We start from the raw sequence: 15854 nt of genomic DNA, 5'->3' as shown, positions 1-15854 counted from the left end.
CTAAATCCACCTTTTCAAAATCGCCTAAAATCGCCCGCTCAAAACATTTTCTCCACAAAAACCCTGTTCATCAGCGGTTCACCCTTTATGAAATGAGCCAAATTGATAATTACATCATCAAGATGAGGTAGCGCACCTTCAACATATCCGGCGCGGTGAGGAGACAGCACGACCTGATCTAACTCTTCAAACTTGTTATGGGTGGAGGGCCAACTCTGCGATTCCCCGCGTTTTGGAGCGTTCCACCATACATCACTGGCAAAACCGGCAAGGCGGCCGTTTACCAATGCTTCATAGACAGAATCTTCATCTACTACAGAGGCTCTGGATATGTTAATCAGATAGGAATCCGGTCGCATCTGTGCAAGAAAGTTCTCATCGATCATTCCTTTTGTGAAATCCGTCAAAGGCAGCGCGTTGATGACGACAGTTGCTTTAGATACAGCCTCCATCATATTCTTACTGCTATAGCTTACCTCTCCTTCGGAATATGTCTTTGTATGTTCTGTGACAGCTAATATCTTTGCTCCAAAGGCAGAAAGCAGCTTTCCCGTGCGTCTTCCGATATTGCCGTAGCCAAGAATACAGACCGTCTGTTTCGAAATCATGCGGGAGGATAAATCAAGCGGCTTTTTATCTCTGTTCCAGTTACCATTGCGCATTTTTCTGTCGTGATAAGAAGCCTTTTTCAATAAATCCGCCAGCAGCGTCACACAAAGCTCTGCCACTACCGCAGCATTGGAGTGTGAATTACATACAGGCACGTTTGAGTCTTCCATTGCTGCAAAATCAAATGTATCCATCCCCGTCCACGGCACTTGAATTAACCTAAGATTTTTACCTCTTTCAAGAAGGCTCCTTGTGACAAACGGTCCAAGAAGGACATCCGCTTCTTCTATGACTGTCAATAGACCTGCTTCATCATAGGTCGGAGGAACAACCAGTTCAAAAGAATTGCCGACGAGTTCTTTCAATCCATCTTTTATATATATTTGATCAACAGGCAGAAGACTGCGAGTCATCAGAATTTTTGTCTTTTCCATGCCTCAAACCACCTTACGTATTCTTTTCTACAAAATCCTTTATCAACCCAACTGCTTTTTCAAGTGTCGCCATAGGAACCGCAAGAGAGAATCGTACATGGTCATCCCAATCATAGCCAAACGCCAGGCCTGGCGTAGTTGCAATGCCAGTTTCCTGCAATAATTTCACACAAAATGTATTTGAATCCATTCCAGTGGCGGATATATCCACGAAGTAGAAGAATCCTGCCTTCGGTTTGGTCCCCTTAAATATTTTTATGTCCTGCACAGCTTTATCGAAGTACGTCACTCTATCTTCCAGTGCCTTCACATAAGAAACCAAATGCTCTGGCACATGATCATAGATAGAGCAGGCACCCTTTTGGATAAATGTGCAGGTGTTCGTATTGACGTGCTGCTGGATTTTATTCATTTTCACAATAAGCGATTTCGGCCCTACAGCATATCCCAGCCGCCAGCCAGTCATCGCATGGGATTTGCTGTAGCCGTTTGTGAATACTAACCTGTCTTTTATTTCGGCATATTTTGCAAAACTCGTGAACACATTTCCACTGAAAGTCAGTTTTTCATACACTTCATCCGCAATAAGATATGTATCATTTTCTAGACAGAGCCTAATTATCATTTCCACTTCATCTTTGGAAAACACCATACCTGTAGGATTATGCGGGCTGTTCACCAGGATTGCTTTTGTGTTTTTATTAAAAGCAGCTTTCAATGTGTCCGTATTGAGTGTATAATCCTTATTCAGTGGAACACTCACAATTTCCGCAGTCGGCTCTGCCAGCTTAATCATGGAAGGATAGCTTACATAATAAGGAGTTATATTGATCACTTCATCAAAAGGCTCAAGAATTGCTGCCAGAGCGTCATAAACTGCAGGTTTAATCCCAGGAAGAACAATAACTTCGGATGCATCATAGCTGACACCATAGTCAGCAGTCGCCCTTTCCGCTATTTTCTTACGCAGTTCGGGAAGCCCCTGTGTTGCTGAGTAATGAGTATGCCCACCCTTCAAAGCGGCAATGGTCGCATCTATTACATAGTCCGGGGTAGTAAAATCCGGCTCCCCAAGTCCGAGGGAAATAATTTCTCTTCCTTGTGCTTTCATTTCGCCTACTGCCTGCGCAAATTTATATGTTAAGGATTCTCCTATTTCTTTTGAAAAGTGCATAACTTTACTCCCTTCTTAAAAGGATGTCGCATCAGGAACTTATTTTTACAACTGTTTTTGTTCCAACTGCTGTCTTCTGTGATCATCAAATCTTCCTGCCGTTATTTCGCTTCCAACCTGAACACCAGATCCGTGAAATACTCTTCCTATTGTCTTGAATATTATTTTGACATCCAGGGCGAAAGAGCACATCCTTATGTATTCAAGATCATATTCAAACTTATCTTCCCACGCTATCGCATTGCGGCCGTTTATCTGTGCCAAACCAGTAAGCCCTGGACGAATGTCATGTCTGTGATGCTCATGTTCTGTATAATATGGAAGGTAGTTCATCAAGAGAGGCCTGGGCCCCACTACTGACATATCTCCTTTTAGGATATTGATCAGTTCCGGGAGCTCATCCAGCGACGTGGAACGTAATTTCTTTCCAAAGCTTGTAAGTCTTACGTCGTCCGGCAGCAGATTTCCTTCCGAGTCTGTTTCGTCGGTCATGGATCGGAACTTATAAAGTTGAAAGGTTTTCTCATTCTTTCCCGGTCTATCTTGCTTAAATAAAACCGGCGAACCAAGCCTGATTCTTACCAGAAGAGCAGTAATCAACATCACGGGCGACAACACAACCATTGCTGCTAGAGCACAGCAAAAGTCAATTACTCGTTTCAAACAAGCAGTATATATACTTTTTCTAAGCTTTATCACATCACATACATTCGTACCCACTAGCAGCAACCTCACAATTTAATTAAAGCACCCTCTGACGATCTCGATCACCATATCCTGCTGCTCAATACTCATTTTGTTATCAGAAGGCAGGCACAACCCTCTGTGGAAAATATCCATTCCGATATCGAATGCTTTACCGTCACATTCCCTGGTGACAAATCCATTCATCCGATACATTGGTTGCATATGCATTGGCTTCCAGATCGGACGCCCCTCGGCGTTATATTTTTCAATCGTCTCCAAGATTTCTGTCGGGCAAGACTTGCCATGCTCTGCCACATACAACGCCTCCTGTTCTCCCCGAACCTGCTTGCACATTGCATCAGAGTCAATGAGCAGACAAGACAGCCAGAAGTTTGGCACAGAATTTTCGCTATCATATGGATTCATCGATATCGGCAAGCCCTTGAAACCTTCCTTGTATCGCTCATAAATTGCTTCCTTTTGACTTATATGTTCTTCCAGATGCGGGATCTGTCCGCGTACAATGCCGGCAATCACATTGCTCATTCTGTAGTTGTAGCCCAGTTCCTTGTGCTGATACCAGGGCGCGTTCTCACGGCTCTGGGTTGACCACTTTCTCACTTTATTTGCAACCTCAATATCGTCGGTAAGGAGCATGCCACCGCTCGAACCAGTTACGATTTTGTTGCCATTAAAGGAGATACATCCCACATTTCCAAAACGACCCGTCTGCTTCCCCTTATAGGTAGCTCCGAAACTTTCCGCCGCGTCTTCTACGATAAACGCGCTGTGCCTGTCAGCGATTGCTCTGATTTCATCAAGCTTTCCAGGAGTACCGTAGAGATGAGCTATCACGATTACTTTCACTTCGGGATAAAGCTCAAACGCTTTTTCCAGCGCAACCGGATCCATATTCCATGTCTCATACTCTGTATCAATGAAGACAGGCACGCCGCCCTCATACACAACAGGATTCACCGTCGCATCAAACGTCATATCCGAACAAAAAACCCTGTGTCCGGCCAGTGCTCCTTTACCGATCTCTGCGCCACCGTAAATCTGCTCCCCCGCTATCTTCATAGCAAGATGAAGCGCCGCAGTTCCTGCGGAAAGAGCCACGGCATATTTAATTCCTGTTTTTGCCTCGATCTCCTCCTCGCAGCAGTTGATGTTTTTTCCAACCGTACTGAGCCAATTCGTATCAAAAGCTTCAAGCATATATTGACGGCTTTCCGCCGTCTGCGTAGGGCTTGAAAGCCAGATTCTAACTTCACTTGGCTCAATACTATGATTTTCAGGAATGAACATATTCTTTATCTCCTCTGCTGTATCGCTAATTATTTCTTCCACATTCCTTTATTTCCAGCATTTCTACGCCAGCTTCCCTGCATTTTCATTTCCGGCATCCTGATACGTCGGCACCAAACTCCGTATCAAAGACCTTATTTCCTCCGAATTCCGATTACAAGCTTCCTTCAATCCCGCCAATCTCTGGAAGAACAGCTCTTCATCCTCAATCTCAATCGGCTTTCCGATCCGGATCATCTCATTCTCCGTCGCCTGCAGGCCTTCTTCTTCCATCAGCATCTCTTCATAAAGCTTTTCCCCAGGCCGCAGTCCTGTATAAACAACCGGGATATCCACATCCGGAACCAGTCCCGACAGCTTAATCAGATTTCTGGCCAAGTCATCGATTCTCACCGGTTCTCCCATATCCAGCACGAAGATCTCCCCGCCCTTGGCATACGCTCCGGCCTGCAGCACCAAAGACACCGCCTCCGGTATTGTCATAAAATACCGGATAATATCCTTATGGGTCACCGTCACCGGTCCGCCTTCTGCAATCTGTCTGCGGAACAGCGGGATCACACTCCCATTGCTTCCCAGCACATTTCCGAACCGAACCGCCACAAATTCTGTCTCCGAGGTCTTGTTCATCGTCTGAATGATCATCTCGCAGAGACGCTTGGAAGCGCCCATGATATTAGTCGGATTCACTGCCTTATCCGTAGAAATCAGCACAAACCGCTTCGCTCCATAACGGCTTGCCATCAGAGCGGTCTGGTAGGTCCCAAACACATTGTTCTTGATGGCCTCATTGGGGCTGTCCTCCATCAAGGGCACATGTTTATGCGCCGCCGCATGGTACACAATATCCGGGCGGTAATTCCGGAACAAATCATCCATTCGGCCGAGGTCCCGGACGGATCCGATCAAAACTTCCAGACCCAACTCCGGATGCCGCCTTTTTAATTCCTGCTGGATATCATAGGCATTGTTCTCATAGATATCAAAAATGATCAGTTTTTTCGGATGATGGGTTGCCAGCTGGCGGCATAATTCGCTCCCGATGGAGCCTCCGCCTCCGGTCACCAGCACCACTTGATCCTGCACATAATCCATAATTTCATCCAGCTTCACCTGCACCGGCTCGCGCCCCAGCAGTTCCTCCACCGACACGTCCCGAAGCTGCCGCACACTGACTTCTCCGTTTACCAGCTGATACATTCCCGGCAGGCTCTGGATCTCGCAGCTGGTCTCCTTGCAGATGTTCAGGATCTCCTTTTTCTGATGAGCCGTTGCCTGTGGAATCGCCAGGAGAATTTTCTGGATCTTGTACTTCTCTACCATGGCCGGAATATCCTTCCGGCTTCCCACAATCGGAATACCTTCCATAAAACGGCCGACCTTGTTGGGGTTGTCATCGATGGCACAGCAAACATTCATCTTCAAGTGTTCGCTGGAAATAATCTCCCTCGTCAGCATCCTGCCTGCCGATCCGGCGCCGACAATCATCGTATTTAATCCCTGTCCGCTGCCCGGAGTCCGCCTGGTTCTGACCAAACGAAAAAGGCGGTAAGAAAATCGGACGCCCGCCAACAGCGCGAACTCCAACATGCCGCCAACAACATAATAGGATACCGGCATCCGACGGAAAAACACACAGGTTCCCGCTACATGCAGGATCAGAGAACCCAGCGAAGCAAAAAACACCAGCTCCAGCTCATGAAAGCTGACATAACGCCAGATACTCCGATACAGCTTCAATGAAAGCAGCAACAGCAGCGTACAGGCCGTATGAATCGGTATGTATTGTATCCATGTATATAAGTATTCTTTCGGTATTGCGGTATAGTGTAAATCAAACCGCAGCCACAACGCTGTCCCGTAGGCCAGATTCATGGCGGTAACATCGTACAGCACCAACAGCAGCGCAATCTTCACCCAGTGCTGCAGTTTCCATTTCCCTTCTCTCTTTTGCTCGCCCAAAACTCTCCCCCTCTTTCGTTTTTCCGAGGGTATCTCCGGGCACATATGCCCTTTTGGTTATACCCCCCCCCAAGTTTTTTGACTATTATTTCATTTGCGGAGAGGATTCTATTTTTTATTTGAATTTCCATAATATTTTCCGTAGTATTTTCCATAATACTTTCCATAGTAACTGTTCTTTTTCATCGGTATCTTGTTCAATATGATCCCCAGAAGATGACAATTACTATTTTGCAGCTGACTGGTAATCGCCTGGACCAGCTTCCGGCTCGTCTGATTTGCTGCAACAACCAATACGATCCCGTCACATTCCTGGGCTGCTACCACACTGTCGATCACACTTCCCAGCGGCGGCGTGTCAACAATCACATAGTCGTAAATCTCACGGACACCTTTGATCAAGTGTTTAAAATATTTATTTCCCAGTAATTCCGAAGGATTCGGTGCCACCGGCCCCGCCAAAATCAAGTGCATTTGCGGGAAATTCGTCGTACAGACAATCTCTGCGAACGGGCATTGCCCTGAAAGGTAATGGGTCAGCCCTTTGGTGCCTTTTTCCATCTGAATCCGGCCTACCAGCACGGATTTTCTCAAGTCTGCATCGATCAGCAGCACTTTTTTTCCACTCTCAGCCAAGGCCGTCGCTAAATTCAACGAAACCGTAGACTTTCCTTCATCTGGCAGGCTGCTGGTAACGGCAATCACTTTATAGTCGGAACCGCACAACTGCAAATTAGTCCGCAGGGCTTTGTAGGATTCCTTCGCGCGGAAATCGCTCTCGGACAGAGACGATTGAATTTTTACACTGTTCATGATCTCTTTCCGCCTTTCTTCTTTATCTTTCTCTTCTTTCCTTTTTCCCCTTCCGAAAGCGGAATTGTCCCCAATATGCTGAGTTCCAGATATCGTTCCACATCTTCCGGAGTATGAATGCTGTCGTCCAGCAAGTACCGGAAAATTACAATAGCAGCTGCCAGCACAAATCCAACTAAACAGCCAATCACTAAGTTCTTCTTATAACTTGGCCCAGCCGTCCGGTCCGGATAGTTCGCCGCCTCTACCGTATTGACTTCCTCAATCCCCATGACTTCTTTGATGTGCTTGGCCGCTGAATCCCGGACTTGATCCGCCATCATCTGCGCTACCTGGGGGGAAGTGCTGGTCACTGTAATCACCAAGATCCTGGTGTCCGTCTGAGACGAGACCTTTATCATATTCACAGCTTCTTCATAGGTTTTATTCAACCCTAACGTCTCAATGGTCTCCTCAATCACCGGCCGGCTTGTCACGAGGACCGAGTAATCCTTCGTCAACTGTGTCCCGGTTTGAAGGTCGGAATAGGTCAACGCTTTATCATCCTGCCGGTTCATCACATAAACTTTTGTCGTAGACTCATAGGTTGGAGTGATCAGTCCCGCCGTTATTCCAATGGCGGCAGCCCCTCCCAAGACTGTCAGCAGCACCAACAGCCAGGCTTTGGACCAAAGCAGACGCAGCAGCTCCAGCAAGTCTATTGTTACTTCCTCTTCGTTCTCTCTCATCTTCGTTTCCTTTTTATCAGTTGATTTTCTATCACAGACCGGGGATTTTCCACACACAGCTGGTATGCGGTTTCCTCTCCGATTTTTTTTCGGATATAATCATAAGCCGGACTTAGCTGGGGCGGTCTCTTCCGAAGGTCATGGCTGTCGGTCGCCACAAAATCCACGAAGCCATCCTGAATCATTTCCCGCAGCATCTTTTTTACTGCTCTCCCCTGCTTTCCCAAAATTGCTCCGACATTTGACTGAATCAATACGCCCCCCTGTGCGAGACCTTCCAGCCGGTCCGGCTCCTCCTTCAGACAGTCATATCGTTCCCAGTGGGCTAAAATCACCTGGTATCCTGCCAGGCAAAGCGTTTGAAGCCCTTGACGCATATATTCATAAGGAGCGTCCGGATGGAACTCTACCAAAAGATAACGGCTCTTCGCCAGTGTCCGAATTTTCCCTTTCGCCAGCAATTCCGCCGTCTCATCGCGATAAAATATCTCGTTACCCGGATAGATTTGAAAGGTGCTGTCGATCCTTTTGGCAAGCCTCTGCACCTTTTGAAACACCCATTCTGTCTGCTCCGGCGATACAGCCCACCGCTCCGGCCGGTAATGCGGAGTGGCGATAATGGCCCGTATCCCATCCTCATAGGCCATTTCCAACATTTTTCGGGTCTCCCGGATATTCTCAGCGCCATCGTCCAGGCCAAACATAATGTGATTGTGGATATCAAGAAAAACAAGATCTTTTTTTCGTGATTGCATGGCCTACTCCGTCAAATCTGTTTTCGGCATATTTTTCTGATAATCCACAATATCAGAGAGCTCACAGTCAAGAATTTCGCATAATTGATTCAGTGTATGCGTGGACACGCTGCTGTTCTTCCGGAGCCGGTCCAACTGGCCGGAACTGATTCGATATTCTTTTATCAAACGATATTGAGAAATATTTCGTTTTTTCAAAGTCTCCCAAAGTCTGTCATATACTATCATTTCAACCCTTCTATAAGACCGGAGAATCAAAGTAGACGTTATTCCCCAGCCTGGAGCCGGTTTCTAACTCCTACCACTTGCAATATTAAATCAGTTATGTTATACTTTTCTGGATATTAAGGATTGCTTTTTTCAGAAATGTAGAGAGACAATTCCCTGAAATGAAATAGATTTCTTTGGAGAATAACGTCTACTTTTCTCCCCTCCCCTTTGCTTTTCTCAACATAAAAAAGAAGCCCCTTGTTTCCAAGGAGCTCCCCTCAAACTATCTTATTTTCTCAAACACCGATCTTACTTCCCAGCCACAACCTTGGTTCCGGCCTTTCCTTCCAATGCTTCCAGCGCCTGATCCAGAGAGGTGATTACCGCAGTCCGTCCTTCTTTTGATTTGACAAACTCCACCGCCGCCTGTACTTTCGGCAGCATGCTTCCCGGCGCAAATTCCTCATCGTCCATATATTTTTCTGCTTCAGCCACCGTCATTTCCGGCAGATCCTGCTGGTCCGGCTGGCGGAAGTGAATGGAGACTTTCTCCACTTCGGTCAGAATCATCAGCACGTCGGCTCCGATGGACTGGGCTACCAGGCCTGCCGCCAGATCCTTATCAATCACAGCAGCTACGCCTTCCAGGTTTCCGTCCGGCTGTTTCACTACCGGCACGCCGCCTCCTCCGCAGAGAATCACGATCGTGGAATCCCACAGACGTTTCAGGGTTTCAAACTCCACGATTTCTTTTGGCTTCGGGGAAGGGACGACCCGGCGGTATCCGCGTCCGGCGTCTTCTTTCATCACATAGCCGTTTTCCCGCTCCAGTTTCTCCGCCTCTTCTTTGGTGTAGAAAATGCCGATTGGTTTGGTCGGATTTTCAAATGCGTTGTCTTTTTCATCAACCACAACCTGGGTCACCAGGGAAACCACCGGGATATCGCCCCGCCCTTCCCGGTTCAGAGCCGCTTTCATGGCCTGCTGAATATGATAGCCGATATAGCCCTGGCTCATGGCGCCGCAGACGTCAAAGGGCATTCGAGGCGTTACGTTGTGTGCCGTCTCGGAAGCCAAAAGAATCCGGCCAACCTGGGGGCCGTTTCCGTGTACGATAGCAATCTCATAGCCTGCCGCACTGATTTTCGCCAGCTTTTCCGCTGTCTTTTTGACTACGCTCAGCTGATTTTCCGCCGTGGAAGGTTTTCCTTTTTCCTCCAAAGCATTGCCGCCCAGCGCGATTACAACCTTTTTATTCTCCATAAAAAATTCCTCCTGGAAATCTCGTCTCTTTCTAAGAGGATTCCCAGGAGGAAAACAACCTATTCGCTATTCCAGGTTCAGATGTTTGTTCAGCACCAAATGGCAGACAAAATATCCGCCTGCAATGATTGCCAAGGATAAGATTAGGCCATAAATCAACTGAATCGTGCCATATTCATCTGTAAATCGCATCAAAATCGCAGAAAACAACGACCCAATTACGCTTTCAACCACTTTATACCCTAAATAAATTAAGACAGCAGCCAAAATCCGCATTTTCGAAAACAGCTGTCCTGCGCAGATACAAGCATACAAGGTAAGAACTGATTGAAACGGCGACAAAATCAACAGGATAACCGTAAAAATGAAGGTAGACAGAGGAACCTTCCGCATCACGTCCCAGAAAAGTCCGGAAACCAAGCGGCGCAGCTCCTGCGGCAGCGCTGTCCCCAAAACCGTCAGACATAAAGCCATAACCAACGAGGTCAGCGCGATCCAAAATGCTCCGATCAAAACCTTGGACACCAAAAGTTCCCAGGGCTTAACCGGAAGTGTGTTGGTTAAATATCCTTCGTCGGAAAACATATTTTTATAGAACCGGCGGATAATCTGGACATAGGTAAAAAGCTGCACCCCGATCGCAACAATAATGAATCCCACATAGAGGAGTAGCCGCATCAGCCAGGTAAAACTTTCCACTGTTTTTGGCATCCCGATTTCGATCCCCGTCAGTTTAACCACAATCGTGTAACCCACCAAGATCACATAGCTGAGAATTAGATACAGCCATGTGGCCTTAAAGTCATATTTCCAAAGCTTTCCTAGCATCGAAACACCTCCCGGAACAAGGCGTCGATGGATTTCCCGGCTCTGCTGCGAATGGATTCCGCATCGCCCGCCTCCACGATCCTCCCATATTTCAAAAAAATCACATCATCCAATACCTGTTCAATATCCGCGATCAGATGAGTGGAAATCAGCACCGTCGCATCGGAATCAAAATTCGTAATAATGGTCCGGAGAATATAATCCCTGGCCGCCGGGTCCACACCGCCGATCGGCTCATCCAAAATATAAAGAGAGGCTCTCCGGCTCATCACCAAAATCAGTTGAACCTTCTCCTTGGTCCCCTTGGACATGGTTTTAAGACTCTGTGCCGGATCAATATTCAGATGTTCCAACATGACGGATGCGCGTTCCCGGTCAAAATCCTCGTAAAAGTCTTCAAAATAGGACAAAATCTCTTCCACTCTCATATGCAGCGGAATGTAGGTGTGCTCCGGCAGATAGGAAACCATTTTCTTTGTCTCCACACCCACAGGATAACCGCCGATCCACAATTCCCCCTCTGTCGGCGTCAGCAGCCCCGTTGCGATTTTTATCAGCGTAGTTTTCCCGCTTCCATTGGGCCCCAGCAGCCCTACGATCCGGCCTCTGGGAATTTGCAGGTTGATACCGCCGAGGGCCACCTTCTGCTCGTACCGCTTGGTCAGATTCCGGCATTCCAATATCGGTATCATCCGTCTTCCTCCTCTCTGATCCGCTTTACCATATCCAGCACTTCCTCCGGCGAATAGCCAAGGGGCTCTATTTTTTGCAAGAATTCCCCAATATACTGCTCTGCCAGCTGCCTCCGATACGAGTCCAGCAGACCGGAATTTCGGGTGACAAAACGCCCGCTGGTTCTCTGCGTATTGACTACCCCGGTTGTTTCCAGCTCGGCCAACGCCCGCTGCATCGTATTGGGATTTACAGCGGCCTCGGCGGCCAATTCCCTCACCGAAGGCAGCTTCTCCCCCGGCCCGTAAACGCCGGTCACGACCCGCAGCTCGATCTCTTCGATCAGTTGAAGATAGATCGGCCTGTCCGCAGTCAAATTCCATGCCATCCGCGCCACTTCCTCCCTTTTAATGTATTATTATTCTAATACAATTATATTATCGAGATCCTTCGGATTTGTCAAGGATTTCATGGCGAATGAAAATAAAATAACAATGGGCTTCTGCAAAAGGAATCCTTTCACAAAAGTCTGGTCTCCCACTTCTTTACTGAAACCGACTTTTGTATAAAAGAGTCCTTTTACAGCAGCCCTCAAACTATTGCTCTTCCCTTCTTACACCGATAACGAAATCAGTCCCCCCAGTAAGCCCATAAGCTTCCCTGTCTCGCAAAAATGCACTTTGCCTCCCTCCAAATCTTACACCACATGGACTGGATTTCCGGCCAAAAACGCCTGCACATTTTCAATGACAATCCGCAGCAGTTTCTGTCTTGCCTCCTCCGCCGCCCAGGCGATATGAGGGGTGATCAGGAGATTCGGCGCTCCCCAGAGTGGGTTATCCTTCCGCATCGGTTCCGCGGAGATCACATCACAGGCAGCTTTCGCCACTTTCCCGGAACAAAGGGCTTCTCTCAGATCCTTCTCCACAACCAGGGGGCCTCTCGATACATTGAGAATCCAGACCCCGTCCTTCATCTTTTCGATGCTGTCCCGGCAGATAATCCCGGACGTCGCCTCGGTCAGGGGACAGTGGAGGGAGATCACATCCGCCTGTTCCAAAAGTTCCTCCCATGACACAAAGCGAATCCCATCCCCATCCGAAGCCGGATGAGGCGTCGTTACCAGAACGTTCATGCCAAATGCCTGCGCCAGGGCCGCCACTTTTTTTCCAATCTTCCCATAGCCCAAAATTCCCAATGTCTTTCCTATTAACAAGGTCATGTCTGATTTCCAATAACAAAAATCTTTTGAGGCAATCCAGTCGCCCTGCCGGACGCTGCCGGCATGGAGCCCTACCTGGTGGCAAAGCTCCAGTAAAAGTGCCATGGTAAACTGGCTCACCGACTCGGTGCTGTAATCCGGGGCATTTGTCACCACAATTCCTTGGCGGCGGGCCGCGTTCAAGTCCACCACATTATACCCAGTGGCCGTGACCCCGATATAGCGGATGGAGGGGCAATCAGCAAGAATCGCCTCATCCAGAACCACCTTGTTGGTCAGGACAAGTTCCGCCTTGCCGATCCGTTCCCGGACCAGTTCCGGAGCCGTCCTGTCGTAGAAACGAAAAGTGCCGAGATTTTTCAGCTCCTCCCAATTCAGATCCCGCATGGTATAACCGTCCAGTACGACAATCTCCATCCCTTTCTCCCCCTCATACAAACAGCTTTCCTACCACTCCCCAAATCCCCTGTACCAGCAGAATAAAGATCAGAACCGGCAGGATCCAGGTAAAATAAAATCGCAGCCAAGCCGGCACCTTCACTCCGTCGCCGGTATTTGCTTCCGCCAGATAGTTTTTAAAGCCCCAGCCGAACCGGTTGACGCAGAACATCAGGTAAACCAGGGAGCCGCCGGGCAAAAGCAGATTGCTGACGATAAAATCCTCCAGATCCAACACGCCCGTTCCGGCCCCCAACGGCTGGAATCCGGCCCAGACATTAAAGCCCAGGACGCAAGGCATGGAAGCCAATGCAATCACGAACACATTGATCAGAGCCGCTTTCTTTCTGGACCAGTGCCACTGATCCATGCAGCAGCTCATAATATTCTCGAACACGGCGATGATCGTAGAGAACGCCGCAAATGTCATGAACAGGAAGAACAGCGCGCCCCAGAGACGGCCGCCCTCCATCTGATTGAATACGTTGGGCAGCGTGATGAAGATCAGAGACGGCCCGCTGTCTGGGCTGACCCCATAGGTAAAGCAGGCCGGAAAAATGATCAGGCCGGCCACGATCGCAACGAAAGTATCCAGAGCTGCGATATTGATGGATTCTCCCAGCAGGCTCTTTTTCTTCCCCAGATAACTGCCGAAAATCGCCATGGCACCGATACCAAGACTCAACGTGAAAAAGGATTGGTTCATGGCCGCGCTGATCGTGTTCCAGACACCGGCCTCCCTCAGACGGTCCAGATTCGGAAGCAGATAAAACTTCAGCCCTTCCGCACCGCCGGGCAGCAGAATGCTGTGGACGGCTAAGACCAAGATCAAAGCCAGCAGCGCCAGCATCATCCACTTTGTGATCCGCTCCACGCCCTTTTGCAGGCCCAGGGAACAAATGCCGAATCCCAGAAGTACGATCACAAGCATCCAGAACGCCATATTTCCGGGCTTACTAAGCATCTCTCCAAACGCAGTCTCTACTCCGCTCCCATCCAGCTTTTCAATTCCGCCGGCCACATAGCGGTAAAAATAATACAGCATCCATCCCGCTACGGTCGTATAAAACATCATCAGCACATAGTTGCCGAACATGGCAATATAGCCGTGAATATGCCATTTCTGCCCTGGCTTTTCCAGCACCTTATAGGCTTTCACCGCACTCTGACGGCTGGCCCGGCCAACGGAAAATTCCATAGTCAAAACCGGAACGCCGACGGCAATCAGGAAAAACAGGTAGAACAGCACAAAAAAACCGCCGCCGTGGTTGCCGACCACAAACGGGAAGCGCCAGACGTTTCCGATACCAATTGCACATCCGGCGGAAATCAGAATGAACCCCAGCCGTGACTTAAAATTCTCTCTTTCCATCGCAAGATCCCTCTCCTTTTGCAGTTCTCTCTGCATTTAAGGAAATTATAACCGACATGCTTGAAAAAGACAAGTAGATTTCCGCGCCTTAACTCCATGGTTCTGAACATAGGAAAAAGGAACAGGAACTAAAAAAAAACGCCACGCCTGTGGGACAGGCGCTGCGCGCGGCCTATTTCCATCATCACCGAAGGAAATAGGCCGCATAGGGGTCTTCTGCAAATCCCGGCAGGCTATAGAGAACCAGGACGTCCGTAAAGTTCTTTTCTTTTCGATATTGAGACAGCGGAAGATTGAGATACCGAAAGTCCACCAGATCTGTTTCCTCAAAATCTCCGGCCGCCAGGGTGGCAAAGCAATGGGCGAAGGAATCTTTGACGATCAGAAGGCGGCGGCCGTTTCCCCGGTCCGTCCGGATTTCTGTCAGGGCATGATTTCCGTCCAGGTAGACAGAGTAGGAATCTTTCTGAGAAAGCCACTGCTCGGAAAAAAGCTGATCGGAAATCTCTTTCCGGTCATAGGTCACGTGATAAACCGGATCTTCCAGACGGCGGTACGCTTTTAGCTCATCTTTCCGGCTGGCCCACAGAACTTTTGAATACAGGGTCCCAAGAAAGTCCTCTTTGAGCACGGAAGTCTGCCACACTTCCTGGTCCTGCTCCTTCAGGCCGATGGACCGCGCCCATTCCTGATAAACCGCAAAGGCTCCTTCCATGGTCCAGTGGTGGTCCGTCCGATAATAAATCTGCTGTTCCTTAGCCGCCGTCAAGATGTCTCCGGTATTGAGAAATACCGGGTCCTCCTCCGATAGCTGTGACAAGAAACCAAGCTGATCGTACTCCTGAGCAAAGGCGGGAAGTTTCTCTGTGAGTACAGCGGAAGCAGAAGGAACTAAGATTACCCTCACATGATCTTCTCCCAACACACTTTTCTGATCTTCCACAAAACTTTTCAAATACTCCAGGTTCTGTTCCAGGCGGCTCTCCTCGATGGAGGAAGGAGTATGGGCCTCCATCAGATATCCGTCCGCCGCCAGATAAACCCCGTTTACTTCTTTCTTTTGCAGCGCGCGCTCGATCCCTGTTTTTCCCTGAATCCAGAGGGATCGAAACGGGATCTGATCCGCCAGGTAGGATTCATAGTCCTCGCCGTAAGTTCCGGAAAAGAGGCTGGCAAGCGACAGTCTGGGCCGCTGCGCCAGCTTCCTGTTTTCGTCTGCGGAGAGTTCCTGATCTGGTTTGCAAAGGCTCGCCGCCGTAAGAACGGACAAGAGCAAAACAAATAGGATACTCAGCCATTTTTCTCTCACCGGGCTCTCTCCTTCCTTTTCCCGCCCGGAGAGCTTCGGCAAAGAATCTTCTTTCTTCTTATTTCCCATA

The 15854-nt window shown here is 48.6% G+C and carries 16 protein-coding genes; all 16 read right to left on the bottom strand.

The window, feature by feature from the left end:
* Positions 1–38: 38 nt before the first annotated feature.
* Positions 39–1043, bottom strand: a complete 1005-nt coding sequence (locus MUB23_RS01725) for a 2-hydroxyacid dehydrogenase (protein WP_244798462.1) — start codon at positions 1041–1043, stop codon at positions 39–41.
* A 13-nt stretch (positions 1044–1056) separates the two neighbouring features.
* Positions 1057–2217 carry a pyridoxal phosphate-dependent aminotransferase gene (locus MUB23_RS01720; protein WP_244798461.1) on the bottom strand — a complete coding sequence of 387 codons (1161 nt, stop codon included), beginning with the start codon at positions 2215–2217 and terminating at the stop codon, positions 1057–1059.
* Positions 2218–2262: 45 nt separating this feature from the next.
* Complete coding sequence (locus MUB23_RS01715) at positions 2263–2937, bottom strand: sugar transferase (RefSeq protein ID WP_330641759.1); 675 nt, start codon at positions 2935–2937, stop codon at positions 2263–2265.
* Between the two features lie 18 nt (positions 2938–2955).
* Complete coding sequence (locus MUB23_RS01710; RefSeq protein ID WP_244798460.1) at positions 2956–4212, bottom strand: DegT/DnrJ/EryC1/StrS family aminotransferase; 1257 nt, start codon at positions 4210–4212, stop codon at positions 2956–2958.
* Between the two features lie 63 nt (positions 4213–4275).
* Positions 4276–6174, bottom strand: a complete 1899-nt coding sequence (locus MUB23_RS01705) for a polysaccharide biosynthesis protein (RefSeq protein WP_244798459.1) — start codon at positions 6172–6174, stop codon at positions 4276–4278.
* Positions 6175–6282: 108 nt separating this feature from the next.
* Complete coding sequence (locus tag MUB23_RS01700) at positions 6283–6987, bottom strand: CpsD/CapB family tyrosine-protein kinase (RefSeq protein WP_244798458.1); 705 nt, start codon at positions 6985–6987, stop codon at positions 6283–6285.
* Complete coding sequence (locus MUB23_RS01695) at positions 6984–7715, bottom strand: YveK family protein (RefSeq protein WP_244798457.1); 732 nt, start codon at positions 7713–7715, stop codon at positions 6984–6986. The genes MUB23_RS01700 and MUB23_RS01695 overlap by 4 nt, the downstream gene beginning before the upstream one ends.
* Entirely contained in the window at positions 7712–8470 is a 759-nt protein-coding gene (locus MUB23_RS01690) for a CpsB/CapC family capsule biosynthesis tyrosine phosphatase (protein ID WP_244798456.1), read from the bottom strand. The genes MUB23_RS01695 and MUB23_RS01690 overlap by 4 nt, the downstream gene beginning before the upstream one ends.
* Before the next feature lie 3 nt (positions 8471–8473).
* A complete protein-coding gene (locus MUB23_RS01685; protein WP_244798455.1) occupies positions 8474–8698 on the bottom strand; it encodes a helix-turn-helix domain-containing protein in 225 nt (74 codons plus the stop codon).
* A 291-nt stretch (positions 8699–8989) separates the two neighbouring features.
* Positions 8990–9943 carry a carbamate kinase gene (gene arcC, locus MUB23_RS01680; protein ID WP_244798454.1) on the bottom strand — a complete coding sequence of 318 codons (954 nt, stop codon included), beginning with the start codon at positions 9941–9943 and terminating at the stop codon, positions 8990–8992.
* Between the two features lie 66 nt (positions 9944–10009).
* Positions 10010–10771 (bottom strand): hypothetical protein, encoded by a 762-nt coding sequence (locus MUB23_RS01675; protein WP_244798453.1) that lies wholly within the window; start codon positions 10769–10771, stop codon positions 10010–10012.
* The gene (locus MUB23_RS01670) at positions 10765–11463 is read right to left on the bottom strand and encodes an ABC transporter ATP-binding protein (RefSeq protein WP_244798452.1); all 699 of its coding nucleotides are present in this window, start codon (positions 11461–11463) and stop codon (positions 10765–10767) included. Before MUB23_RS01670 ends, MUB23_RS01675 begins: the two co-directional genes overlap by 7 nt.
* Complete coding sequence (locus MUB23_RS01665; protein WP_244798451.1) at positions 11460–11831, bottom strand: GntR family transcriptional regulator; 372 nt, start codon at positions 11829–11831, stop codon at positions 11460–11462. Before MUB23_RS01665 ends, MUB23_RS01670 begins: the two co-directional genes overlap by 4 nt.
* A 309-nt stretch (positions 11832–12140) precedes the next feature.
* Positions 12141–13082 (bottom strand): D-2-hydroxyacid dehydrogenase, encoded by a 942-nt coding sequence (locus tag MUB23_RS01660; protein WP_244798450.1) that lies wholly within the window; start codon positions 13080–13082, stop codon positions 12141–12143.
* Positions 13083–13095: 13 nt separating this feature from the next.
* Positions 13096–14475, bottom strand: a complete 1380-nt coding sequence (locus tag MUB23_RS01655; RefSeq protein WP_244798449.1) for a sodium-dependent transporter — start codon at positions 14473–14475, stop codon at positions 13096–13098.
* 184 nt (positions 14476–14659) lie between these two features.
* Complete coding sequence (locus MUB23_RS01650) at positions 14660–15853, bottom strand: DHHW family protein (protein ID WP_244798448.1); 1194 nt, start codon at positions 15851–15853, stop codon at positions 14660–14662.
* Between the last annotated feature and the right edge of the window lies 1 nt (position 15854).

The sequence above is a fragment of the Cuneatibacter sp. NSJ-177 genome, from assembly GCF_022867805.1.
GTDB lineage: Bacteria > Bacillota > Clostridia > Lachnospirales > Lachnospiraceae > Pseudolachnospira.
Note: the sequence above shows the minus strand (reverse complement) of the source record. Positions and strands in the feature narration are given on the sequence as shown.